We start from the raw sequence: 23,171 nt of genomic DNA on the forward strand, positions 1-23,171 counted from the left end.
AATTTACATAATAAAGCTATACATTTTCTCTCCACATTATAATTGCGTCTTCTCCATTATCCGCATAATAACCCTTGCGGCATCCTTGCTCCTTAAAGCCGTATTTAAAATACAATGCTTGAGCCGCTGTATTGCTTTTTCTAACCTCCAAAGTCATTCTTTCAATGCCCCGTTCTTTAGCTATACCCACCAGTTTCTCCACAAGCATACTTCCTATTCCATTTTGCCTAAACTCCGGATGAACAGCTATATTGGTAATATGGCCTTCATCGAAAATTTTCCACATGCCGGCATAACCGATAACTTTTCCGTTTATCTTTGCCGTTATATATATGGCCATTCTATTATTTAGCACTTCCTCAATAAGTGCATTTTTAGACCATGGGATTGTAAAACTCAGCTTTTCTACAACCATCACGTCATCAATATCTTCAAGTGTCATATATGATATTTCAACATCATACAAACCCATTGTTTCCCACCTTAACAGCCTTTACAAAACTTTTTTTCATATTCTCTTTCCGCCTGGGACTTCCTAAGATAGAAAGGCACCATGTCAAAGCAGCTTTCCAAATCATTGTTCATCGCTTTCAAATATGCAATATGGGCAACCGATGAGGCCCTTTGTAAAAGAAGGTTTCCCGGAGCAATTTTGCATCCGTCTCCAAGCTCTTTCTTAAAATACTCCTCATGCATTTTTGCAGCATCTCCGGCAAAAATAACTTTTTTGCCCATGTCTTTTATGAGCTGCACCAATTCGGGCACCGGTATTCCCATATAATCCGTAATCCTCTTTTGTCCCGTCTCATCCCAATCGTACAACGCAGTATACACCTGGTTGTTTCTGGCATCCATAACAGGACATATTGTAAAGCTACTTATTGGAATATTATATGCAATAGCATCCAATGTTGGCACACTTACAACAGGCTTTCCCGTTGCATAGGCCATGGCCTTTACGGTGGTAACTCCGATTCTTAAGCCCGTAAAGGAACCCGGACCCGTGGAAGCTGCAAAAACATCTATGTCTTTAGGCTCCAGCTCCAAAGAACCAAGAACCTCCCTAATCATTGCAACAAGCTGCTGGGAATGGGTCTTCCTGTGATTTAGCATATACTCTGCCAAAAGCCTGTCATCCTCCATCACCGCAACAGCAGCAACCAGCGCGGATGTATCCAAAGCCAATATTTTCATTTTCACTCCTCATCTCCTGACCCAAGCTTTTCTTCATATTCCCGGTATCTTTCACCGTTGAATTCCACGCGGATTTTCCTTACTTCAACTCCGCTTTCCAAGTCCTTCTCTATGGTAATCCATATATTCTCTTCAGGCAGTATGCTTTTTATAAGGTCCGCCCATTCAATCACCACAACTCCGCCATTGTAGAGATATTCTTCAAATCCGATTTCAAACATTTCCTCCGGGTCAGAAATCCTGTAAACATCAAAGTGGTAAAGGGATGCATCTTCCCTGTGGTATTCGTTAACTATGGTAAAGGTCGGACTTGTTATATATTCATTAATGCCCAAAGCCCATGCAATACCGTTTGTCAGCACCGTCTTCCCCGTTCCCAAATCTCCGGCTATGCAAACGACATCGCCTTTTTTAAGCAGCTTTCCAAGCCTCTTTCCAAATTCAATTGTATCTTGTTGCGAACAGGTTCTAATCTCTTTCATCTTTATTCCTTTCGTAAACAACCTTTCCGTTAATAATGGTCGTACAAACTCTGGTTTTTATATCAAAAGGATGGCCGTCATAAATGGCAATATCCGCATCTTTTCCCGCTTCGATGCTTCCCACCCTGTCGTCTATTCCTGTAAGCTGTGCCGCATTTATGGTTATTGCCTTAAGAGCCTCCATTTCATCCATACCTTCTCTCACTGCCATAGCCGCACACCAAATCAAGTACTGGATTGGGGTGCAGGGGTGGTCCGTCATTATTGCCACCTTTACTCCCGCCTTTGCCAGAATTCCCGGTGTCTTCAAGCTCAAGTTTCGGAGCTCCACCTTTGACCTGTCGGTAAGGGATGGCCCTACAATTGCCGAAACTCCTTCCTCTGCCAAAATATCCTTTATAAGATGTCCTTCCGTGCAATGCTCTATTGTAAGTCTAATTCCAAATTCCTTCGCTATCCTTATGGCGGTAAGAATGTCATCCGCCCTGTGGGCATGCGCTTTTAACGGAATTTCATTGTTTAAAACCTTTAGCAGCGCTTCCATTTTCATGTCATATTCCGGCTTGTCGTTTTCGTCGGGATTTGTGTTGTATTTATCCATCAATTCCTTGTATTCTTTCGCTTTCATCAGGCTTTCCCTGAGAATTGCCGCTGTAGCCATACGGGTTGTAGGCGCCATTTTTCTTTCATTATATACTGTCTTTGGATTTTCTCCAAAGGCTGCTTTCATGGCGACAGGCTCTTTTACCACCATTTCCTCTATTCGTCTTCCGTAGGTTTTCAAGGCAACAAACTGTCCGCCTATAACATTGGCGCTCCCGGGTCCCGTAACCACAGTAGTAACTCCGTTTTCACGGGCCTCCGAAAATGCGCGGTCCAGATAATACACCGCATCTATGGCTCTTAGGTGAGGTGTAACGGGGTCCGTCATTTCATTGCCGTCATCCCCTTCAAAGCCAACCGAATCCTCCCACATTCCCACATGGCAGTGGGCATCAATAAGCCCCGGAAGTATGTATTTGTTCTTTGCGTCAATTATCTTCAAATCACCGGAATTTAAAACTTCCCGATTTAATTTGTCAGGGTATTCTCCCACTTCAACTATTTTCCCCGCATCAATCAAAATATATCCGTTTTCATAATTTATACCGGCCATGGTTAGAATTTTACTGTTTTTAATTAAGAGCATATTGACCTCCAAAAGTCTATTTTATATAATGCTGTATCTTGCGTTGCTTAGAGTTGATTTCTTCAGTATATCTTATTTTATTATATTGTTGCCGTAATTACAATAGTGTAAGATGTGACCCAAGACGGGCACTTTTGATAGGTATTTTCTCTTATAATATAAGGTTTCTTGGGGGCTGTCAGAAAAATTTTTTACTTAGGCTTTTTAAATTGCAAAACATGAATAAATTCCTAAAAATCCTTATTTATAATAAATTAGTTGGCAGGAAAAGTAACAGAACACTTTTCTCCCTTTTCATCGGTATAGTTTACAATAAAACCGTCATCGGTAACCTGTATAGTTCCGTCATACTTATATTCCCGTTGAGAGTTCAAGGTATAACTAAAGCATGCCTTATCCTCTTTCAATCCGATTACTGATCCGCTTAAAACAGCTTGGCTGCCTTCCGGTGATTGAATTGCCAAATCTACAGAATACTCCATGCCCAAAGATGTGATTTTCACCAGAAAGCTCTGAGGCTGCTTGGATTTTATATACGCAGAGTCATCTTCTGCTGCCGCACCCGAGCTGCCATTAGATACTGCAATTTTCTTAAGTAAAGTTTCAGCAGCACCGGGAACATATTCTTCTCCTTTTGATGAAATTGTTATCTTTTGAGTTTTGGCATCCCAGTCCACCTTTAAATTCATTTGCTCCGCGACAAATCTTATAGGAAGCATTGTTCTTCCGTCTTTAATGACCGGAGCTTGTTCTAAAGGCACTTCGGTCATTTCAACATACTCACCAATTATATAATCATCACATATTTCGGCAACATCACTGCCTATTTTAAGTTTTATGTACTTGTATGTATTCCATGACCTGAAGTATTCTACTGTCTTGCCTGTAGAATCATCAACAAAAGATTCGTCTATTGTATTCATTTTAACCTTGTTTAAAATCCTGACCGTTTTTTCTTCGCCATCCCACGTAACGGTATATCCCAGAGATTCCGAAATAAATCTGAGAGGAACCAATGTCCTGTTGCTAGTTTTGTCGATATACGGAGCAACGTCCAAAGTTACACTTTCGTTATTAACTGTTGCAACAGTATTGTTCACCTGAAGTACAACTGTTTTTCCTTGAGTTTGGGCAAGCACTCCAACCGGCATAATGAAGCTTGCTGCAATTAATGAAACCGACACCAACAAACTGATAAAAGCTTTTAAATTCATAGTATACCTCCCAATATCGTTGTTGTAATCAACTGACAGCCCAAGAAAACCTAATTAACATAATAGATTTACCTCTTGCATTACTTCTTTGTTTTACAAAAGCAATTAAGGTATGTTTGCTGTTTTATGTAACCATAGATATAAAAAAATCCCCCAAACATACCTGTTTGCGGGATTTTGCATTTCGTAAACTGTGTAGTTACAAATAAGTTTGCTCACGGAGTGACAAAGTTTGCTCGTGTTGAAATGTAGTTGTTGCAAGGCTTCTCGCTGTTTCTTCCCTTGTAGTGACAAAGTTTGCTCGCGGGTTTTATTACCTTAAAAAATATAAAAAAAGATATAAAAAATGAGAAAATGACAAGCGAGTTTGCTCGTGAGCAGTGAAGAATGACAAAGTTTGCTCGTGGAAGGTAATGAGTATTCATACGCAGGGTATAACCTACGGGAGGAAATATCGAAACCACCTACACATCTGAATTCTACTTGCTTTCGAGGGATTAAAACTGCGTCCGTTTAGCATATTTTTATTTATTTCTATATCTATTTTTGAACACAAAAAAACCGCCAAAGGGAATTCTCCCCCCTGACGGTTGGCGATTGCGATAAGCAAACTTTGTAATTGTAAACAAACTCGTGTGTAATGAAACATAAACATTACCTCTTTGAGAACTGTGGTGCTCTTCTTGCTTTTTTGAGACCGTATTTCTTTCTTTCCTTCATTCTTGGGTCTCTTGTGAGGAATCCTGCTTTTTTAAGTGCAGGTCTCAACTCTTCATCAAATTTTAAAAGTGCTCTTGAGATACCGTGTCTGATAGCACCTGCCTGACCGGTATAACCGCCTCCAGCCACTTTGCAAAGCACGTCGAACTTGCTTAATGTATCAGTCAGCACCAACGGCTGCTTAACAATTGTCTTTAAAGTTTCAAGTCCGAAATAATCGTCAAGTTCTCTTTCATTTATAATAACTTTTCCGTCTCCCGGAACAAGTCTAACTCTCGCAACGGATTTCTTTCTTCTTCCAGTACCGTAATATTGTATCTTAGCCATAAGTAATTACTCCTCCTTCCCCATTATATATTAATTTCTAATTTTTCCGGTTTTTGAGCTTCATGTTTGTGCTCAGTTCCTCTGTAAACCTTGAGCTTTTTAAACATTGCTCTTCCGAGACTGTTCTTAGGAAGCATTCCTTTTACAGCAACTTCTATTGCCTTTTCAGGTTTTTGAGCAAGGAAATGCTTGTATTTTATTTCCTTCAATCCACCCGGATGCAGTGAATGGTGTCTGTAAAGCTTTTGATCCATTTTCTTACCGGTAAGTACAACCTTGTCGGCATTCAGCACTATTACAAAATCACCTGTATCAACATGTGGAGTATACTCGGGTTTGTGCTTCCCTCTCAAAATTTTAGCCACTTCACTAGCCAGTCTTCCCAATGGTTTTCCTTCTGCGTCAACCACATACCATTTTCTTTGTACTTCACGGGCCTTCGCCATGTAAGTATTCATCGAATCTACTACCTCCTTAATCGAAAACATTTTGATTTATAGAAATAAACTCTTTAGTTCAAATTAAAAGTGAACCAAGTTTTTAGCACTCCAATATTGTAATACAGGTTCAACAAGTGTGTCAAGTATATTTTATTAAATTTTTAATTTATCTTTTATTTCCTCTTATTTTTGTGCACAAATTACTCCATACTCTTATATAATCCCTCGTCATTTCATTTTTTAAGCCTATGGCAGGTTTATCCATCCCGATTTTAATTGACAAAGAGTCCTGCAAAGAATTATAATGATAGTGAAGTAATCAATTATAGCTCTTAAGTCCGCTATTTATTATTTTGTTGCCCGTTAACTTTCTGTGTTTTATCAATACACCTAAGGAGTGAGCATATTGAAGGACATAATGATAGATGAGTTTCAGTTTACGGTTGGAGAGCTTCTTGTAAGAAATAAGAGTATTTTGGACTTGATTACAAAGTTTCAGGACTCAAACGGCAGGGTCAATCGTGGAATAGTCAAGGCTGTGACCCAGTGCGGATGCACAAGGATTAATGCCGAAAAGCAAAACTATCCTGCAGGTGCGGATTTTGATGAAGTCCAGAAACAAATGAAGACCCATATTGAGGGAGAGCTCTGTGAAAACTGCAGAGACCTTATTGAAAAGGATATCGGCAGGAATCTGTTTTATCTGGCTTCAATATGTAATACTCTTGATCTTAATCTTTATGACATTATATTAAAGGAACTTGAAAGAATTAAGATGCTTGGAAAATATAATTTGAGATAGATAACAAAACAGAGCCGTTACTTCAAAAACAGTAACCGGCTCTTTTCATTTGCCTTAAAAGCTTGTTTACAGCCTCCTGGAATCCAAAAAGATTTGCTCCTGAACTCTCCTTAGACCATCCCAGATAATCCTCGCCCTGACTTCTCCTATTCCGGCCACATCATCAAGTTCTTCAATGGAAGCATTTAAAATCCCCTGCAAGTTCGAAAACTTTTCTACCAAATTCCTTATTATGTTTACGGGAACCCTGGGAATCCTGCTTAAAAGCCTGTATCCCTTCGGACTTATAACCATCTCAAAGGCATCGGCATTTGCACTGTAGCCTAGAATACTGCATATGTTGACCAGATTCATAAGCTCATCATAAGAAAGTTGCCGAAGCTTTTCTAAAATCTCATCGGAGCGAATGTCCGTACGCACTGCGTAATCTTCAATTATGAAAAGCTCATCGGTGTCAACGTTTGTCAAAAGCTCATCCAACTGCAAGCTTATTAGCCTTCCCTCATATCCCAGCTCACTTATGTACCTTTCAATTTCCGTAGCAACCCTCATCAGCATTTCCGTACGCTGCAAGACAAAGGCCACATCATCCAATGTCACAATATCTTCAATTTCCAGTACGTTTAAGTTGTTTATAGACTCAATCAAAACAGTCTTGTATTTTTCAAGAGTTTGCAGTGCCTGATTGGCTTCTGCAAGGATAACGGGAGGCTCTCTTAATATATACTTCCTTGACCCCATATAAATGGTGATAATATTTCTTCTCTGGGATATGCTCACCACCACTTCTCCCGTCTGCTTTGCCACCCTGTCGGCTGTTTTGTGCCTTGTACCGGTCTCTCCTGTGGGTATTGATGTATCGGGAACAAGCAGTGCATTGGCATACAATATTTTTTTCAAATCCTTGCTGAGAATTATAGCTCCATCCATTTTGGCCAGCTCATAAATATGTGCCGGAGTATAATCCTTGTTGATAAAAAATCCGCCGTCAACCAGACGCAGGACCTTTTCGGAATCACCTATTACAATAAGAGCACCCGTACGGGCCAATAGAATATTGTCCAGCCCTTCTCTAAGTGAAGTTCCGGGAGCCATCATTCTCAATACATCAATTATTTCATCATCCTTTTTTCTATCCAGGCCAGTCATAGGTCCTCCAATGATTTTTTTATTTCAAGCAAGATTTATTGCTTAAATTAAAAGGTCTATAGCAGTATATTCAATGCTTCCTGAACATTCTCCACATACTTTACATTTATATTATTAATCTCTTTCATCTGCTTTATAACCTTCATATTTCCAGTTGGGACCACACAATTTTTAAAGCCTATTCTCACGGCCTCTCTAATTCTTTTGTCTATCTGGCTTACAGCCCTTACTTCGCCGGTCAGGCCGACTTCTCCTATTAAAACGGTGTCCATATTCACCGGTATGTTTCTGAAACTTGAAGCTATAGCAGCCACCACACCAAGGTCGCACGCAGGCTCATCAATTTTAAGTCCACCCACCACATTTACATATGCGTCATAATTGTGCAGCTGCATGCCCACCCTCTTTTCCAAAACAGCCATCAGCAGTGTAATACGGTTGTAATCCAGGCCTGTTGCCATTCTCCTGGGCATTCCGAAACTTGTGGGGCAAACCAGCGCCTGAATCTCTATCAGCATGGGTCTTGTACCTTCAAGGGTTGCCACCGCTACAGAGCCCGGAACACTTTCGGTTCTTTCCGAAAGAAGCATTGATGACGGATTATCCACCTCTACAAGCCCAACATCCCGCATCTCGAAAATGCCTATTTCGTTTGTAGAGCCAAAGCGGTTTTTTACAGCCCTTAGAACTCTATAGCTTAAATGTCTCTCGCCCTCAAAATACAATACAGTATCCACCATGTGCTCAAGAACCCTTGGTCCTGCAATAGCTCCCTCTTTGGTTACATGTCCCACAATTATTATTGCAATGTTGAGCGTTTTGGCAATTCTCATAAGTCCTGAGGTAATCTCCCTCACCTGGCTTACACTTCCCGGAGCTGCGGGCAATTCATCATTAAACATGGTTTGTATTGAATCAATTATAATAAGATCCGGCCGTTCGCTTTCGCTTAAGGCCTGTATAACTTTAAAATTGGTCTCGGACAACATCAAGAGATTAGGATTTCTTACATTCAATCTATCGGCTCTTATCTTTATTTGCTTAATAGATTCTTCGCCAGAAATATACAATATTTTAGTACTTATCTTTATCTTGTCACATATTTGCAGCAAAAGAGTGGATTTACCTATACCCGGGTCTCCTCCCACAAGAATAAGGGAGCCCTTTACAATTCCGCCTCCGAGCACCCGGTCCATTTCCTTCATACCGGTAAGATAACGTTCTTCGCTATCCGTTTCTATATCGTTTATATTAACCGGCTTTACATTGGCAACAACGGCTCCGCTCCGGCCCTTGCTCTTTGGTTCCTGAACTTCCTCCACAAAGGTATTCCACTGGTTGCAGGAAGGGCACTTACCCATCCATCCTATACTCTCGTAGCCGCATTCCTGACATACATAAAAAGATTTTTGCTTTGCCATCTCTCTCTCCGTTTATTAAAATGTCTTATTTCATTATTTATTATATCAAATTAAAAGATATAAAATAGAAATTTATAAAACTCCTGCCTCTTTAAGTCCCGAGAGCACCAATACATACATGGCATGGGACCATGTAAGAGGTATTACCCAGCAGGGCTCGCCATTATCCTTGCTCACCTGCTCCGGCAAAAGTCCAAGAGAAGTACAGGATTTTGCAGCCCATCCAAAGTAATCCTTTGCTTTTTCATACTCTTTTGTCTCAATATAATACAAAGCCACCCACAAAGTTGCCAGCACCCATGGGTTTCCTCCAACATAATTGTCGTTTTCATATCTTTTTATTCCGCCAACAGGGTGAGAAGTCAGAGCCCTTTCAATGGCCTCCACTGTTTTTCTTACCCTCTCATCATGTACATCAAAGACACCGAAAGGAATGGAAACCCCAAGAAGGCTTACATCAATGGTCCAATCTTCCAAGGTTACATCTCTATAATAACCCTTTTCATTGACTTTAATTACCGTCGTGTACGGAGAATGTTCACTTCCCCATGGATTTAGCTTGGTGCGCACACTTCGGATGAACCTGCCTGCTTCATCCCTCCAAAGGTTTTTCTCTATGGAGGCCTTCATATTCGAAGCCGCCTTTTCCCACTTTTCAATTAGATCTTCGGAAGCACCGAGAATCCTTGCTGTCTCGGCACCGGCTTTGATGCCGGCATATACCGCAGCACTGGAATAAGTGTGCTCTCCTACTCTTTCCTCCCACAAATCATAGCTGGGAGCAGGCAACCCCGTGTCGCTGTCTATAAAACGGGTTAAAAACTCTACACCCTTCTTTATGCTTTCCCACATACTTTTAAGAAAATCTATATTTCCGGTGACCCGGTAATGCTTTAGCATACCCCATATAAGGGTACCGGTCTCATCCACCTGCAGTCCCCATGAGGGTGCAAGGTTTCCATCCATATGATATCTCTGCTGCCATGAGCCGTCATCATCCTGAGTCATAACAGCCCACTGATAGAATTTATCCACTGCTTTCGTCAGCCCTGCGGCATCCAATGCACCGGTAATAAAGGCCGCATCCCTTCCCCAGCAGTATGCGTAACGCCCGCATCTGGTAAACCCTTCATCTATTTCAGCAGAAGCCAGCAATCCTCCTGTCTTCTCATCGGCCATAAGCTTGAACACAAGAATGGACCTTTTGTACAGGTCATCAATTTTCTTGTCCCCCGTTGCAATCGGTCTTGCATTCTTCAAAAAGTCAAGCCAGTAGTTTCTGGTCTTCTCATACTCCTCATCGACATTTAAGTTTCTGCACAATCTTACCAACTGCTTGACTCCTTTTAATGTATGGGAGACACAAATGAAGAGATTAAAGGTTTTCTTCTCTCCTGGTGCAATTTTTCCAATATTAAAGGACATCGCCCCATCCTTCATCATTCCTATGGAGTCATATCCGTAAAGCTCTGTGTATCTGGCATTGTCAAAAGCATTATTGCCCAATTGGAACTGCATAACCTCAGTGTCGGATGATATGGAAATATAGTAATTGTGTCTGTAATGAATCAGAGCATCCACATTAAAATCAAATAAAGTGCTTCTTAATTCAGGAGTTGTAGACACTGTTGAAGAATATTGAACAAAACCCAGATCCACTTCATTCGGTCCAATGTTTTCTATAACATACCTTCTTATCATCACATCTTTGTCTTTTAAGACAAAATCCGTCTGTTCCACTCGAAGTCCTCTGCCATTATCCTCACATATTGTTTTTAAAATATTGGTGTCTTCCACATAATACTGAGTGTGGTGCCAGTTGTCTTCATAAAACCACGAAGTACTGTTTTTTTGGCCTGTATAAAATATCCCCGTGGCCATTTTCTCAAAATGCTGCGGATAATCAATATGAGGCCAAAACAACCTTGTCAGCTCACCATTTCGTGTCAGACACACAAGCATAGCAGAATTTCCAATAATTGCATCATTAATGTATGTGTTTGCCATGACTAACCCCCATAAATTTAAGTCACTTTACTTAATTTTGGATATTAATAAATATCAAAAGCCCTGTTTCATTTTCTGAAATGGCTAATAAATTGCGCACAAGAATCGTGCCAAAACATTTGGAACAGAACATTACGATAATGCTGTTATAGCAGCACACAAAATATATATCGTATTACATATATCTAATTATAACATATTTTATTAGTTATTTATCATAAATATTTTTCCTTATTAAGTACAAAATAAATAAAGAAATTTTCGCCCGGGAAATACTCTCTTATAATAAATTTATTTGGAGGAATCAGATGTTATCACATATAAACAGCTTTATATACGGTACAACGCAAATCATGCAGGTGATAATATTTATAGCAGGATGCTATTTTTTTGGGATTTCAGTGTTCGGCTGGCGAAAGCGCAGAGAAACCAGCCCAAAAGAGTACGTGCCTCAAAAAAAGTTTGCTTTGATTGTCGCCGCCCATAATGAAGAAGCAGTAATTGCCCATATAGTCGACAGCCTTTTTAGGCAAAACTATCCCAGCAATCTTTTTGACGTATATGTAATTGCCGACAATTGTACCGACAGAACTGCCGAAATAGCGGAAGAACACGGGGCCATTGTATATAGAAGAAACAACAACACTGCCCGGGGAAAAGGATATGCTCTAGAATGGATGTTTGAAAAAATATATACTATGGAAGAAAAATATGATGCAATAAGTGTCTTTGATGCCGACAATCTTGTTTCATCCAACTACCTCTTGGAAATGAACAGGCAGCTTTGCAGAGGCCACAAGGTTGTGCAGGGGTATATTGACAGCAAAAATCCTTTTGATTCATGGATTACCCTGTCATACTCCATAGCTTTCTGGCTTTCAAACAGGATATTCCAGCTTCCCAGATATTACTTGGGCCTAAGCTGCGGTCTTTGCGGCACAGGCTTTTGTATTGATGTGGATGTGTTAAAAGAAATAGGCTGGGGAGCCACATGCCTTACAGAAGACCTGGAGTTTACAATGAAACTTGCTTTAAACAATTACAAGGTTGCATGGGCCCACAATGCAGTGGTTTATGACGAAAAACCCATTACATTAAAGCAGTCATGGAACCAGCGTAAAAGGTGGATGCAGGGTCACGCAGACTGTGCAAGCCGGTATTTGGGGCCCTTATTTAAAAAGGCCTTTAGTGAAGGAGATTTGATAGCTTTTGACTGTGCGGTTTATTTATTTCAGCCCATAAGGCTGGTTTTTATTGGGCTGATAACAATAATGATGTGGATTCAAACTGTTTTTCCCGAATCCCCTTTTTACAATCTCAGGTACGTTTTTCCGACGAAAATCTGGTATGTATTTGTAACGTTGCAGTTTCTCTACGGCCCTTTGGTTGTGCTTTCGGAAAAAAAATTCAACCTCAAAGTGCTTTGCGGTTTTTTGATTTATCCTTTTTACTGCATTACCTGGATACCAATTACCATACAAGGATTTATGAGCAAAAACAATAAAGATTGGAGCCACACGCAGCATTCAAGGAAAATAAGCATATCTGATCTGGAAAAGGCATAAAAAAGAGCCAAAAGGAAATTTTTCCTCTGACTCTTTTTTCTCCTTAGCCTTTATCCACGGCAATTTCATCCTTTTTTTGAATAAATACCAGTTCTTCTCCTTTTACATCAACAAATACTTTGTCTCCCGATTTTACCCTGCCTTCCAACATTTCTTCGGCCAGTTTATCCTCTACCATGCTCTGTACTGCCCTTCTCAGCGGTCTTGCTCCATACACTTGGTCGAATCCTTTCTTTGCAAGAAGAGCTTTTGCATCTTCAGATACTTCAACGGTAATTGAATTCTGCTTGAGTCTTTCGGCAAGGCTGTCTACCATAAGTCCCACTATCTTCTTTAAGTGTTCCTCTTCAAGAGGATGGAACACGATTATCTCATCTATTCTGTTTAAGAATTCCGGTCTGAAGCTCTTTTTAAGCTCACCCATAACGTTGTTTTTCATGTCTTCATAGTTTTTGGCTTTGTCCTGAATTGCCGGAGCAAATCCCAGCTGCTTTGGTTCCGTTATGAGCCGGGCACCTATGTTGGATGTCATGATAATTACCGTATTTCTAAAGTCCACAACCCTGCCTTGGGAATCGGTCAGCCTTCCGTCCTCAAGGATTTGAAGAAGAATATTGAATATATCCGGATGCGCCTTTTCAATTTCATCAAACAACACTACCGAATAAGGCTTTCTTCTTACTTTCTCGGTAAGCTGTCCTCCCTCTTCATAACCGACATATCCCGGAGGTGAACCCACAAGTCTTGAAACGCTGTGTTTTTCCATGTACTCCGACATATCTATTCTGATCATTGCGTTTTCTTCACCAAAAAGTGCCTCTGCCAGAGCTTTGCAAAGCTCCGTCTTTCCAACTCCCGTAGGACCTAAGAAGATGAACGAACCCACAGGCCGTTTCGGATCTTTAAGGCCGACTCTTCCTCTTCTAATGGCTTTGGCTATTGCTTTTACAGCTTCATCCTGTCCTATTACTCTTTTATGAAGGATGTCTTCCATCTTCATAAGTCTTTCGGATTCTTCCTCCGCAAGTCTTTTTACCGGAATACCCGTCCAGTCGGACACAATTCCTGCAATATCTTCTTCGCTCACTGTATTTGTAGTGGTCTGATTCTTCTGACGCCAGCTGTCCTTCGCCTTCTCCAGCTCATTTTTGAGCCTTTGCTCTTCATCTCTTATCCGGGCAGCCTTTTCAAATTCCTGGCATACTATTGCGTCTTCCTTCTCTTTCCTGAGTCTTTCCACTTTTTCCTCAAGATGTTTTAAGTCAGGGGGCGCAGTAAAGGATTTCAGCCTTACCCTTGATGCAGCCTCATCGATAAGGTCAATGGCTTTATCGGGCAGGAACCGGTCTGTAATGTACCTGTCGGACATATTAACCGCTGCCACCAAAGCCTCGTCAGTGATTTTTACACTGTGATGCGCTTCATATTTGTCTCTTAAACCTCTTAATATTTCTATTGCTTCTTCTTTTGTTGGCTCTCCGACGGTAATCGGCTGGAATCTTCTTTCCAAAGCGGCATCCTTTTCTATGTGTTTTCTGTACTCATCAATGGTAGTGGCACCGATAACCTGAATCTCACCTCTCGCCAAAGAAGGCTTTAATATATTGGATGCATCGATTGCACCTTCTGCCGCACCGGCTCCTATGATTGTATGCATTTCATCAATGAACAGTATTACATTGCCCGCTCTTCTGATTTCGTCAAGCGCCTTTTTAAGCCTTTCTTCAAATTCACCTCTATATTTTGCACCGGCAACCATGGAGGACAGGTCCAAAGTAACTACTCTTTTGTCCTTCAATATCTCCGGAATATTTCCTTCAACAATTTTTTGGGCAAGCCCTTCTGCAATTGCAGTCTTACCGACTCCCGGCTCACCGATTAAGCAAGGATTGTTCTTTGTTCTCCTGCTTAAAATCTGTATGACCCTTTCAATCTCCTTGTCACGGCCTATTACCGGGTCAAACTTTGCTTCTCTTGCCATCTCCGTCAAATCTCTGCCAAACTGGTTTAAGGTTGGTGTATTTGAATAGGATGAGCTGTTTTTCGGTGCACCGGAAGAATTGGGAGCTTCCTCGCTGAGCATGTTTAATATTTCCTGTACAAGCTTCTGATGCTCAACCCCCAAGTCCTTCAAAATTCTTACAGCAACGCTTTCCCCTTCTTTCATTATTCCTAAAAGAAGGTGCTCCGTTCCGATATAGTTGTGACCCATTCTGCGGGCTTCTCTATAGCTAAGCTCAAGAACTCTTTTGGTTCTTGGAGTAAAATCCAAAGGCTGACCCATTACCTCACCGCGTCCGATGAGTTCTTCAATTTCCTTTATAACCTTGTCTTCAGTAACGCCTTGACTTTGCAAAACCCGTGCAGCAACTCCGCTTCCTTCCTTTACCAACCCTAAAAGAAGGTGCTCGGTCCCAACATAATTATGTCCTAATTCTATTGCCATGTTCTGAGAAATGTTTATTGCTTTTTGTGCTTTTTCGGTAAAACGTCCGTACATGGTACATCCTCCTTTACATCTATATTTGTTTATCGTGTTTTTTCTTCTACTTCAATCTGTTTCTAATGGTTTCTGCTCTTTTTATATCCCTTTCCTCCGGATTCATCGGTCTTCCCACACTCTCTTGCAAGTTTGCCGGCTGTACCAGAAGAAGTATTTCGTTAAGCTTCCTAATATCTATATCAGTAATTATTCCCATATCAACTCCCAATCTAACATCGGATAATAACTTCAATCCCTCTTCCGAGGAAATTATTCTTGCGTTGGATAAAAGACCCAAAGAACGGAAAATCCTATCTTCAAATCTGTAAGTATTTTGCTTGTAGAGCTGTTTTCTTAATGTTCTTTCCTGGTCAATTATCTGTTTTACGATATTGTTGATATTTGAAATTATTTCTTCCTCTGTAAGTCCAAGAGTAACCTGATTGGATATCTGGTACATATTCCCCGAGGCCTCGGAGTTTTCACCGTAAAGACCTCTTACTGCAATACCAAGCTTTGAACATACCTCAAGAATACCCTTTATATACCCCGTCATGGTAAGTGCCGGAAGATGCAGCATTACCGAAGTCCTAATACCTGTACCCAGATTGGTTGGGCAGCAGGTAAGATATCCGAATTTTTCGTCAAAAGCGTAATCGATACTTTCCTCCAAAAGATTGTCTATTTTGTTGCAAAGGTTCCATGTATCTTCAAGCTGCAAACCTGCAGACAGGCATTGTATTCTGAGATGGTCTTCTTCGTTAATCATTATGCTTATATTTTCATCCGCACTGATTATTACTCCGCTTTCAATACGGCTTTCTGCCAAATCGGGGCTTATAAGGTGTTTTTCCACGAGGACCTGCCTTTGAATCGGTGTCAGCCCATGAATATCGATAAACTTAAAATTATCCCCGATGGCACTGCTTCTTCCGAAAATCGCTTCCTTGACCTTCTTTATTATCAATTTCCCGTCTTCCTTTTTCATTTTGGACGGGAAAGGAATTCCTTTAAAGTTTCTTGCTATGCGCACCCTTGTGCTCATTACCACATCAGATTCGGGCCCTATTTGCATATACCACTCATTCATCACACACACCTCCTGCTCCTGCAAAACCCGCTTATTTTTCTGTAAGGCTTACATATTGTTTGACTCAAGGCTTTTAATTTGATCCCTTAGTACCGCTGCCTTTTCATATTCCTCATTCTTTATGGCGATATTAAGCTGCTCCTTCAATTTCTCAATTTCTCTGGATATCCTGATACTTCCGAAAGCTCTGGAGGGAAACTTTCCGTTGTACTGTATATTTCCATGGAGTCTTCTAAGCAGAGGAACCAACTTGTCGCCATACACCTTGTAACAGTTGGAGCATCCCAGCTTTCCTATTTTTTTAAACTCCTCATAGCTCATTCCACAGGTTTCACACACTACATCCTGGTTTTGCTGAGGAGCCGACGCCATATATGGAAATCCCATAATGCCTGAGAAAAAGTCACTTATGCTAAAAGGAGACATCACATTGAATTTGCCTTCCTCCCGGGCACATTGCTCACAAAGGTAAACAACACTCTTGTTGTTGTTCACTATTTGGGTCATCTGAACATTGGCAACTCTTTTCTGACATTTCTGACACAACATTATGCTCACTCCTTTCAAAAAGGACCAATACTACAGGTTACTTATATTAAACCAAAAGGCACACCAGCATGTTTTTTAAGATGCTTGCCCTAATATAGCCCCTGCTTTCCACAGGAACAGCCGAAAGAGCCTTGTCGCTGGTAGCGGCTTTCAGCATCATGGCTTCTCTTTCCGATACAACATTATGGTCAACAAAATTGTTTATAAATACATGGGCGGACTGTTGGGAAATGCTATCTCCCATAGCGTTTATGATGTGCATAAGGTAATTCTTTCCCTCATGTCCTATACTTACCCGCCTTATTTTTATATATCCTCCTCCACCCCTGCGGCTTTCTACATAATAGCCTCTTTCCGTTGTGAATCTGGTGTCTATTACATAGTTTATCTGGGATGGTACACAGTTGAATTGATTGGCAAGTTCATTTCTTTGTATTTCAATGGTTCCGTTGGTATCTTCAATTAACTGTTTGATAAATGCTTCTATAAGATCGCTGAGCTTCGCCATACTCATCACCCTATTCCGTGCTGATTTTGACTTTCTTTGACCTTTGATTATATTATAAAATACTTTGAATTGATATTCAAGGTCTTTTTGTTTAATATCTTATTGTAATAAGCAATTATTTTAATTTATTCAAAAAATTAATACAAATTCCTGCTACTAATTTTCAGTATCTCATTCTTTTAACCGTGTTATCCTTATCTTGCTTTAGCAATGTGAAAATATGATTCCTACTTAAAATAATATCGGTATCGGTGCTTCTTTTGCACTCATGCCAAAAGACCCATTATAATTGCCAGCAATAGTAATATTATTGGCTGATGAATCAAATATATCAAAAGGGAATGTCTTCCAAGCCAACTTACAGGATTATCCCTGACGGAAAACTTTAGAATGCTTTTCTTTTCTTTATAAATAAATCTGCTAAGTACCATGCCAAGCAAAAAAGGCCACGCCCAAGGAAAAATAGGATAATAATCCGCCGAAATGAATTTGTCATTGTAAAGGCCAAACATGAAAAAATAGTTGTGGGAGATTTTAATATACGGAATGATAAACTGAGTCATTCCCACAATCAGACTTAATATTATAAGCCCGAAAGTCGGAATTTTTTTTAATAACGGCGAAGCCATCATACAAATACCGATAAGATGAAGCACACCGAAGCAAATAAAAAAGTCCCTGCCGACTATAAAAGTAACAAGACTTATTAGTAAAGCCGCAGAAAAAACCACAAGCCCCCGTCTAAAGCTGTTTTTGCTAAACGAGGTACTAATACCGGAGACCATAATAAACAATGTGGCAACAATAATTCTAATTATATCTATAAATCCCGTGCCGTAACCTATGGGAAAATTATAAACAAACTCAAGGTCAAACAGAATATGCAGTATCACCATCATTATTACAAGGGTTCCCCTCAAAATATCAATTTCCCAGATTCGCTTTGCCACATCACTTTTTTTCTTTATCATTTTTTAAAGCCTCCAACAATGCCTTCATTATTATAATAACAGTATAGACAGTTTTTCATAAAGTCTTAATTATTAAGAAAAAATTTAGAAATAAAAAGGGATACGGTTATTATTACCATACCCCTTTTTATTATATGTAAATCAAAATATATTTGAAACAACTATTGTGCATCTTCCGCTGCCATATTCTTTTTAGCTTCCTCAATTACCTTTTGGCTTACATGCGGTGGAGCTTCTTCATATCTTTCAAACCGCATCTTAAACGAACCTCTGCCCTGAGTCATTGATGTCAGGTCTGTGGCATATTTAAACATCTCTGCCTCGGGCACTTCCGCAACAACCTGCTGTATGCCGTTGTCCTGAGGATTCATTCCTAAAATTCTTCCTCTTCTCTTGTTTAGATCACCGATTATTTCTCCCATATAGCTTTCAGGAACATAAACCTCCACGTGGGCAATGGGCTCTAAGAGTACCGGAGATGCCTGCTCCAAGCCTTTCTTGTAAGCAAGATTTGCTGCAATTTTAAAGGCCATTTCCGATGAGTCTACGGAGTGATATGAGCCGTCCACCAGCGTCGCTTTGAGGAATACTACAGGATAGCCTGCCAAAACACCTTTTCGAATACTTTCCTGCAATCCTTTTTCGACTGCCGGGAAATACTGTTTCGGTACCGCGCCTCCAAATATTTTTTCCTCGAAGGTCAATTCCTCTTTTTCTCCCGGTTCAAACTCTATCCAAACATGACCGTACTGGCCATGACCACCGGACTGCTTCTTGTGTTTTCCTTCCACTTTGACCTTTTTCCTGATTGTCTCTCGGTACGGCACTTTAGGGGGAGTCAGTTCAACCGATACGCCAAATTTTGATTTCAGCTTGTTTACTATTACGTCCAAGTGAATTTCGCCCATACCGGAAATGAGGGTCTGATGGGTTTCAGTATTTGTCGAAACTTTGAATGTAGGGTCTTCGTCCTGGAGCTTGTTTAGACCTGAACTTATTTTTTCTTCATCACCTTTGGAAGTCGGCTGGACTGCCATGGACATGACGGGTTCTGGAAACGGTATCTTGTCTAACACTACGGGGTTTTCCTGAGTACACAGAGTATCGTTTGTGTTTACCGATTGAAGCTTGGCGACTGCACCTATGTCTCCAGTCACCAGCTTATCTACCGGAATATTCTTTTTTCCTCTTAACATAAAGAGCTGGGATATTTTTTCCGTTTTGCCTGTTGTGGTGTTGTAAACCACAGACTCCGATTTTAATGTTCCCGAGAAGACTCTTATCATTGAAATCTTTCCGACGAAAGGGTCGGCTATTGTTTTAAAGACCAATGCCGAAAGAGGTGCATCCTCACTGGTTTTAAGCTCCAAGACTTCGTCTTTTCCCAATTTTTTTGCCTTTACCACCCCGGCGTCAACCGGTGAAGGCATAAATTCAATGATGGAATCCATTAATGGTTTAACTCCAAGGTTTGAAGTTGCAGAACCGCAGAAAACCGGTACTAAAGTTCCGTCTTTTATTCCCTGCCGAAGTCCTTTGCTTATTTCTTCCGTCTTAAATTCCTGACCGTCAAAGAATTTCTCCATAAGTTCTTCGCTGGTTTCCGCCACTGCTTCAATCAAAGCATTTCTAATCTCTTCTATTTTATCGTTTAATTCCGAAGGAATATCCGCATCAATCAATTTATCTTTATCAAACTTTTTTGCTTTCATATTTATGACATCTACATATCCGGTAAATTTTGCATTTTCGACTATGGGGACCTGAAAGGCAATTATATTTTTTCCGAAGGTTGCAACCAATTGATCTAAAGTCTTAAAGAAGTTTGCATTTTCATCATCCATTTTATTTACGAAAAAAACTGTCGGGATACTTCTTTCCTGGGCTTGTGCCCATGCTTTCTCCGTTCCTACCGAAACTCCGCTCTTTGCCGAAACAAGAATCACTGCACTGTCCGCAACTCTTATTCCCTGCTTTACTTCTCCAACAAAATCAAAATATCCTGGAGTATCGATTACATTAATCTTGTGATCTTTCCATTGACATGGACAAATAGATGTGCTGATGGAACTCTTTCTCTTGATTTCTTCCGGGTCGTAATCTGAAGTGGTGGTACCGTCTTCGACTCTTCCAAATCTCTCTAATACCCCGGTGTTGAACATCATTGCTTCAGCGAGAGTTGTTTTTCCCGCACCTCCATGAGACATCAGGCATACGTTGCGAATCCTCTCCGCAGCCAGGTCTTTCATAATAATTCCCCCTTGTATATTTATTGAACTTATAAAAGTTCATTTGCATTACCGCAAACATAAAACAAGTTGTCGCAATTATTATGCCAGCCACGCTGTGTACTATTGGATGCAAACCTAAATATTTGATCTGTAACAATAATATTTTATTCTTTATTTATATTCTATTTTTTTTATAAATTCCCTTTCATCACGACAATATTTTTGCATCAATATTTTTTTTGAAAAGCATTGAATGTACAACCTTTTTCCGGCATGGCAAAACATAATGTAATTTATGGTAGACTGCGTCTGTTCTATTGTAATTTTATGCCTTCAATAAAACGTAACTTGTAAATATGTTTGTCAGCATTTAAATTCTATGCCTGAAGTATCATATTTTATGAAACGTATTTGACTTTGAATGCCAGTCAACCCAGCAAATTACGTTCATTATCATTGCTTTTTAACGTTATTTGTTGTTGACATTTGCACATTATCATTGTACATTAATATAAAAGAATAAAAGCTGTGAGGGCATCAAGTCCCTTCGCTTTTGCCTCTTTCATTTTAATTAAAGAGGCGAAATCAAAAAGCAGGCAGTAAATTGCTTTTTGGTAGAATGGTAGAATGGATGGCAATTGTGGTATTAAAAAAGGTATTTAGTTTAGAACGGTTGGAAAGGAAGGAATGGTAAGATGGTTATTGTAATGAAACCCAACTCAAAAGAAAGCGATATTGCCGAGATATCCAAGGTATTGAGTTCTTTAGGGCTTGGTGTGCACATTTCAAAGGGCTCCGAAAGAACTATCATCGGCGTTATAGGTGACAAGAGAAAGCTTGCCGATGTACCTTTGGAGCTTATGAACGGCGTCGAAAAGCTGGTTCCCATTGTTGAATCATACAAGCTTGCAGGTAAAACCTTTAGACCGGAACCCAGTGTAATCGATGTCGGGGGTGTAAAAATCGGGGGCAAAGAGCTTGTTGTCATGGCAGGACCCTGCGCCGTTGAAAGCAGGGATCAGATTATGGCCGCAGCCCAGGCTGTTAAAAAAGCCGGTGCGCAGTTTTTAAGGGGCGGAGCTTTCAAGCCGAGAACTTCCCCATATTCATTCCAGGGACTTGAAGAAGAAGGACTGAAGCTTCTAAAAGAGGCAAAAGAAGCCACAGGACTTCTTATTATAACAGAAGTTACCTGCGAAAAAGCTGTTGAAATAGCTGACAGTTATGTTGATATGTTCCAGGTAGGAGCAAGAAATGTCCAAAACTTCCAACTTCTTCGTGAAATCGGACGCTCCAAAAAGCCTGTTTTATTTAAAAGAGGTCCTTCAACCACTATAGACGAATGGTTGAATGCAGCCGAATATATAATGAGTGAAGGAAACTACAACGTTGTTCTTTGCGAAAGAGGTATAAGAACCTTTGAAACAGCTACCCGAAACACTTTGGATATAAGTGCGGTACCTGTTGTAAAAAGCCTAAGTCACCTTCCGATAATTGTCGACCCAAGCCATGCGGCAGGAAAGACCCAGTATATTCTTCCTCTTTCAAAGGCAGCAATAGCTGCGGGCGCAGACGGACTTATAGTAGAGGTTCATCCGAATCCAAAATGTGCATTATCCGATGCTGCCCAACAACTTCCGCCTGATGATTTTTATGATTTGTGTAAAGATATAAGTAAAATTGCCGAAATATTAGGAAGAGAGTTTCACTATGCAGGCTGAAAAGATATCCATTATCGGGCTTGGGCTTATCGGAGGGTCACTGGCAAGAGCATTAAAAGAGCGGCTTAATATTAAGTCGATAGCTGCAGTTGACATCAATGAGAGGAGTCTGAGCCAAGCAATAAAAGAAGGTTATATAAGTGAAGGCTTTACCGAACTTTGCGAATCGGTATATAATTCCGACATTATTTTTATTTGTACACCGATTAAGAGCACTATTGATTATATAACCCAACTTCACGGCAAGGTGAAGGACGGGTGTATCCTCACAGATACGGCAAGCACAAAGGGGGAAATAATAGATTTTATAAACTCATTGGATAATCCCCCCTGCTTCATTGGGGGGCATCCAATGGCAGGTACTGAAAAGGCAGGCTTTGCATCGAGTTTTTCTCATTTGTTTGAGAATGCATATTATATAATGTCGCCTTCAAAAAACTGCCCCGAAGAATCCCTTGAGTCTTTAGCAAAAATAATCAAAGGAATTGGCGCAATACCGATAAAGCTTGATTCCAAGGAACATGATATTATTACCGCAACCATAAGCCATGTACCGCACGTAATTGCTTCAGCTCTTGTAAACCTTGTAAAATCCTCCGATTCCCCCGACGGCAAAATGCAGATTTTGGCTGCAGGAGGATTTAAAGATATAACAAGAATTGCATCATCGAATCCTAAAATGTGGGAAAACATTATTCTGAGCAACAAGCAAATTGTTAAATCCACTTTAAATAAATTTACCGAGACATTAAACACTTTTATTGAATATATTGATAATGAAAATTCCAACGGCATATACAACTTTTTCGATTCTGCAAAAAGGTTTCGGGATTCCATTCCAAACAGCAGGAAAGGTCTCATCGAACCGCAGAACGAGCTTATTGTAGATGTTGTTGACAAACCCGGTATTATTGGAGAAATAACAACTATTCTCGGAAACAACGGTATCAATATAAAAAATATCAATGTTTCCAACAGCCGGGAATTTGAGCAAGGTTGCCTTAGAATCACATTGCCCGATTCCGGCAGTGTGGCAGACGCTTTTGAGCTGCTCGTAGAAAAAGGTTATAAAGTGTTTAAAATTTGATAGAACAAACTTAAATTAGTTT

The 23,171-nt window shown here is 40.3% G+C and carries 20 protein-coding genes; 4 read left to right on the forward strand and 16 right to left on the reverse strand.

Translation table 11 applies throughout. The features are described from left to right. Window positions 1–16: 16 nt before the first annotated feature. The 7 genes from rimI to rplM form a co-directional block, all read right to left on the reverse strand. The gene (rimI, locus tag PLH43_RS01505; protein WP_324359357.1) at window positions 17–472 is read right to left on the reverse strand and encodes a ribosomal protein S18-alanine N-acetyltransferase; all 456 of its coding nucleotides are present in this window, start codon (window positions 470–472) and stop codon (window positions 17–19) included. An 11-nt stretch (window positions 473–483) separates the two neighbouring features. Further along, entirely contained in the window at window positions 484–1,194 is a 711-nt protein-coding gene (gene tsaB, locus PLH43_RS01510; RefSeq protein ID WP_324359411.1) for a tRNA (adenosine(37)-N6)-threonylcarbamoyltransferase complex dimerization subunit type 1 TsaB, read from the reverse strand. 2 nt (window positions 1,195–1,196) lie between these two features. Further along, complete coding sequence (gene tsaE / locus PLH43_RS01515; RefSeq protein ID WP_324359359.1) at window positions 1,197–1,676, reverse strand: tRNA (adenosine(37)-N6)-threonylcarbamoyltransferase complex ATPase subunit type 1 TsaE; 480 nt, start codon at window positions 1,674–1,676, stop codon at window positions 1,197–1,199. Beyond that, a complete protein-coding gene (locus PLH43_RS01520; RefSeq protein ID WP_324359361.1) occupies window positions 1,663–2,865 on the reverse strand; it encodes an amidohydrolase in 1,203 nt (400 codons plus the stop codon). The genes tsaE and PLH43_RS01520 overlap by 14 nt, the downstream gene beginning before the upstream one ends. Before the next feature lie 254 nt (window positions 2,866–3,119). After that, window positions 3,120–4,079, reverse strand: coding sequence for a copper amine oxidase N-terminal domain-containing protein (locus PLH43_RS01525; protein ID WP_324359363.1), 960 nt, complete (start codon window positions 4,077–4,079; stop codon window positions 3,120–3,122). Window positions 4,080–4,733: 654 nt separating this feature from the next. Continuing rightward, window positions 4,734–5,126: a 30S ribosomal protein S9 gene (rpsI, locus tag PLH43_RS01530; RefSeq protein WP_324359364.1), complete on the reverse strand. Its 393-nt coding sequence runs from the start codon at window positions 5,124–5,126 to the stop codon at window positions 4,734–4,736. Window positions 5,127–5,149: 23 nt separating this feature from the next. After that, window positions 5,150–5,584: a 50S ribosomal protein L13 gene (rplM, locus tag PLH43_RS01535; RefSeq protein ID WP_324359366.1), complete on the reverse strand. Its 435-nt coding sequence runs from the start codon at window positions 5,582–5,584 to the stop codon at window positions 5,150–5,152. A gap of 388 nt (window positions 5,585–5,972) precedes the next feature. On the opposite strand from rplM, the gene PLH43_RS01540 reads away from it, so the two are divergent. Next, a complete protein-coding gene (locus PLH43_RS01540) occupies window positions 5,973–6,368 on the forward strand; it encodes a DUF1573 domain-containing protein (RefSeq protein ID WP_324359368.1) in 396 nt (131 codons plus the stop codon). A 66-nt stretch (window positions 6,369–6,434) separates the two neighbouring features. Here the strand turns inward: PLH43_RS01540 and disA are convergent, their stop codons facing one another. The 3 genes from disA to PLH43_RS01555 all read right to left on the reverse strand — a co-directional run bounded on the left by disA (window position 6,435) and on the right by PLH43_RS01555 (window position 10,945). Then, entirely contained in the window at window positions 6,435–7,508 is a 1,074-nt protein-coding gene (gene disA / locus PLH43_RS01545; RefSeq protein WP_324359413.1) for a DNA integrity scanning diadenylate cyclase DisA, read from the reverse strand. A gap of 65 nt (window positions 7,509–7,573) precedes the next feature. Then, window positions 7,574–8,938 carry a DNA repair protein RadA gene (gene radA, locus PLH43_RS01550; RefSeq protein WP_324359371.1) on the reverse strand — a complete coding sequence of 455 codons (1,365 nt, stop codon included), beginning with the start codon at window positions 8,936–8,938 and terminating at the stop codon, window positions 7,574–7,576. A 72-nt stretch (window positions 8,939–9,010) separates the two neighbouring features. Continuing rightward, the gene (locus tag PLH43_RS01555; RefSeq protein WP_324359373.1) at window positions 9,011–10,945 is read right to left on the reverse strand and encodes a glycoside hydrolase family 15 protein; all 1,935 of its coding nucleotides are present in this window, start codon (window positions 10,943–10,945) and stop codon (window positions 9,011–9,013) included. Window positions 10,946–11,253: 308 nt separating this feature from the next. On the opposite strand from PLH43_RS01555, the gene PLH43_RS01560 reads away from it, so the two are divergent. Then, window positions 11,254–12,510: a glycosyltransferase family 2 protein gene (locus tag PLH43_RS01560; RefSeq protein WP_324359375.1), complete on the forward strand. Its 1,257-nt coding sequence runs from the start codon at window positions 11,254–11,256 to the stop codon at window positions 12,508–12,510. Between the two features lie 43 nt (window positions 12,511–12,553). Here the strand turns inward: PLH43_RS01560 and PLH43_RS01565 are convergent, their stop codons facing one another. The 6 genes from PLH43_RS01565 to fusA all read right to left on the reverse strand — a co-directional run bounded on the left by PLH43_RS01565 (window position 12,554) and on the right by fusA (window position 20,359). Beyond that, the gene (locus PLH43_RS01565; RefSeq protein WP_324359377.1) at window positions 12,554–15,010 is read right to left on the reverse strand and encodes an ATP-dependent Clp protease ATP-binding subunit; all 2,457 of its coding nucleotides are present in this window, start codon (window positions 15,008–15,010) and stop codon (window positions 12,554–12,556) included. A gap of 46 nt (window positions 15,011–15,056) precedes the next feature. After that, window positions 15,057–16,082: a protein arginine kinase gene (locus PLH43_RS01570; protein WP_324359379.1), complete on the reverse strand. Its 1,026-nt coding sequence runs from the start codon at window positions 16,080–16,082 to the stop codon at window positions 15,057–15,059. A gap of 48 nt (window positions 16,083–16,130) precedes the next feature. Beyond that, a complete protein-coding gene (locus PLH43_RS01575) occupies window positions 16,131–16,631 on the reverse strand; it encodes a UvrB/UvrC motif-containing protein (protein WP_324359381.1) in 501 nt (166 codons plus the stop codon). Between the two features lie 46 nt (window positions 16,632–16,677). Beyond that, window positions 16,678–17,139, reverse strand: a complete 462-nt coding sequence (locus tag PLH43_RS01580) for a CtsR family transcriptional regulator (protein ID WP_324359383.1) — start codon at window positions 17,137–17,139, stop codon at window positions 16,678–16,680. Between the two features lie 266 nt (window positions 17,140–17,405). Continuing rightward, on the reverse strand, window positions 17,406–18,110 hold the full coding sequence (locus PLH43_RS01585; protein WP_324359385.1) for a heparan-alpha-glucosaminide N-acetyltransferase: 705 nt from the start codon (window positions 18,108–18,110) through the stop codon (window positions 17,406–17,408). A 161-nt stretch (window positions 18,111–18,271) separates the two neighbouring features. Beyond that, complete coding sequence (gene fusA / locus PLH43_RS01590; protein ID WP_324359387.1) at window positions 18,272–20,359, reverse strand: elongation factor G; 2,088 nt, start codon at window positions 20,357–20,359, stop codon at window positions 18,272–18,274. A gap of 677 nt (window positions 20,360–21,036) precedes the next feature. Here fusA and aroF point away from each other — a divergent pair. Together aroF and PLH43_RS01600 are read left to right on the forward strand one after the other, a co-directional pair. Continuing rightward, window positions 21,037–22,062, forward strand: a complete 1,026-nt coding sequence (gene aroF / locus PLH43_RS01595) for a 3-deoxy-7-phosphoheptulonate synthase (RefSeq protein WP_324359389.1) — start codon at window positions 21,037–21,039, stop codon at window positions 22,060–22,062. After that, window positions 22,052–23,149 carry a prephenate dehydrogenase gene (locus PLH43_RS01600; RefSeq protein ID WP_324359391.1) on the forward strand — a complete coding sequence of 366 codons (1,098 nt, stop codon included), beginning with the start codon at window positions 22,052–22,054 and terminating at the stop codon, window positions 23,147–23,149. Before aroF ends, PLH43_RS01600 begins: the two co-directional genes overlap by 11 nt. Window positions 23,150–23,171 lie beyond the last annotated feature (22 nt).

Origin of the sequence: Acetivibrio sp. (assembly GCF_035371925.1) — a bacterium.
Taxonomy (GTDB): domain Bacteria; phylum Bacillota; class Clostridia; order Acetivibrionales; family Acetivibrionaceae; genus Hungateiclostridium.

Excerpts from the sequence above, each read along its gene's own strand:
- rimI (WP_324359357.1), bottom strand. The coding sequence starts at position 472 with ATGGGTTTGTATGATGTTGAAATATCATATATGACACTTGAAGATATT.
- tsaB (WP_324359411.1), bottom strand. The coding sequence starts at position 1,194 with ATGAAAATATTGGCTTTGGATACATCCGCGCTGGTTGCTGCTGTTGCG.
- tsaE (WP_324359359.1), bottom strand. The coding sequence starts at position 1,676 with ATGAAAGAGATTAGAACCTGTTCGCAACAAGATACAATTGAATTTGGA.
- PLH43_RS01520 (WP_324359361.1), bottom strand. The coding sequence starts at position 2,865 with ATGCTCTTAATTAAAAACAGTAAAATTCTAACCATGGCCGGTATAAAT.
- PLH43_RS01525 (WP_324359363.1), bottom strand. The coding sequence starts at position 4,079 with ATGAATTTAAAAGCTTTTATCAGTTTGTTGGTGTCGGTTTCATTAATT.
- rpsI (WP_324359364.1), bottom strand. The coding sequence starts at position 5,126 with ATGGCTAAGATACAATATTACGGTACTGGAAGAAGAAAGAAATCCGTT.
- rplM (WP_324359366.1), bottom strand. The coding sequence starts at position 5,584 with ATGAATACTTACATGGCGAAGGCCCGTGAAGTACAAAGAAAATGGTAT.
- radA (WP_324359371.1), bottom strand. The coding sequence starts at position 8,938 with ATGGCAAAGCAAAAATCTTTTTATGTATGTCAGGAATGCGGCTACGAG.
- PLH43_RS01555 (WP_324359373.1), bottom strand. The coding sequence starts at position 10,945 with ATGGCAAACACATACATTAATGATGCAATTATTGGAAATTCTGCTATG.
- PLH43_RS01560 (WP_324359375.1), top strand. The coding sequence starts at position 11,254 with ATGTTATCACATATAAACAGCTTTATATACGGTACAACGCAAATCATG.
- PLH43_RS01565 (WP_324359377.1), bottom strand. The coding sequence starts at position 15,010 with ATGTACGGACGTTTTACCGAAAAAGCACAAAAAGCAATAAACATTTCT.
- PLH43_RS01570 (WP_324359379.1), bottom strand. The coding sequence starts at position 16,082 with ATGAATGAGTGGTATATGCAAATAGGGCCCGAATCTGATGTGGTAATG.
- PLH43_RS01575 (WP_324359381.1), bottom strand. The coding sequence starts at position 16,631 with ATGTTGTGTCAGAAATGTCAGAAAAGAGTTGCCAATGTTCAGATGACC.
- PLH43_RS01580 (WP_324359383.1), bottom strand. The coding sequence starts at position 17,139 with ATGGCGAAGCTCAGCGATCTTATAGAAGCATTTATCAAACAGTTAATT.
- PLH43_RS01585 (WP_324359385.1), bottom strand. The coding sequence starts at position 18,110 with ATGATAAAGAAAAAAAGTGATGTGGCAAAGCGAATCTGGGAAATTGAT.
- fusA (WP_324359387.1), bottom strand. The coding sequence starts at position 20,359 with ATGAAAGACCTGGCTGCGGAGAGGATTCGCAACGTATGCCTGATGTCT.
- aroF (WP_324359389.1), top strand. The coding sequence starts at position 21,037 with ATGGTTATTGTAATGAAACCCAACTCAAAAGAAAGCGATATTGCCGAG.
- PLH43_RS01600 (WP_324359391.1), top strand. The coding sequence starts at position 22,052 with ATGCAGGCTGAAAAGATATCCATTATCGGGCTTGGGCTTATCGGAGGG.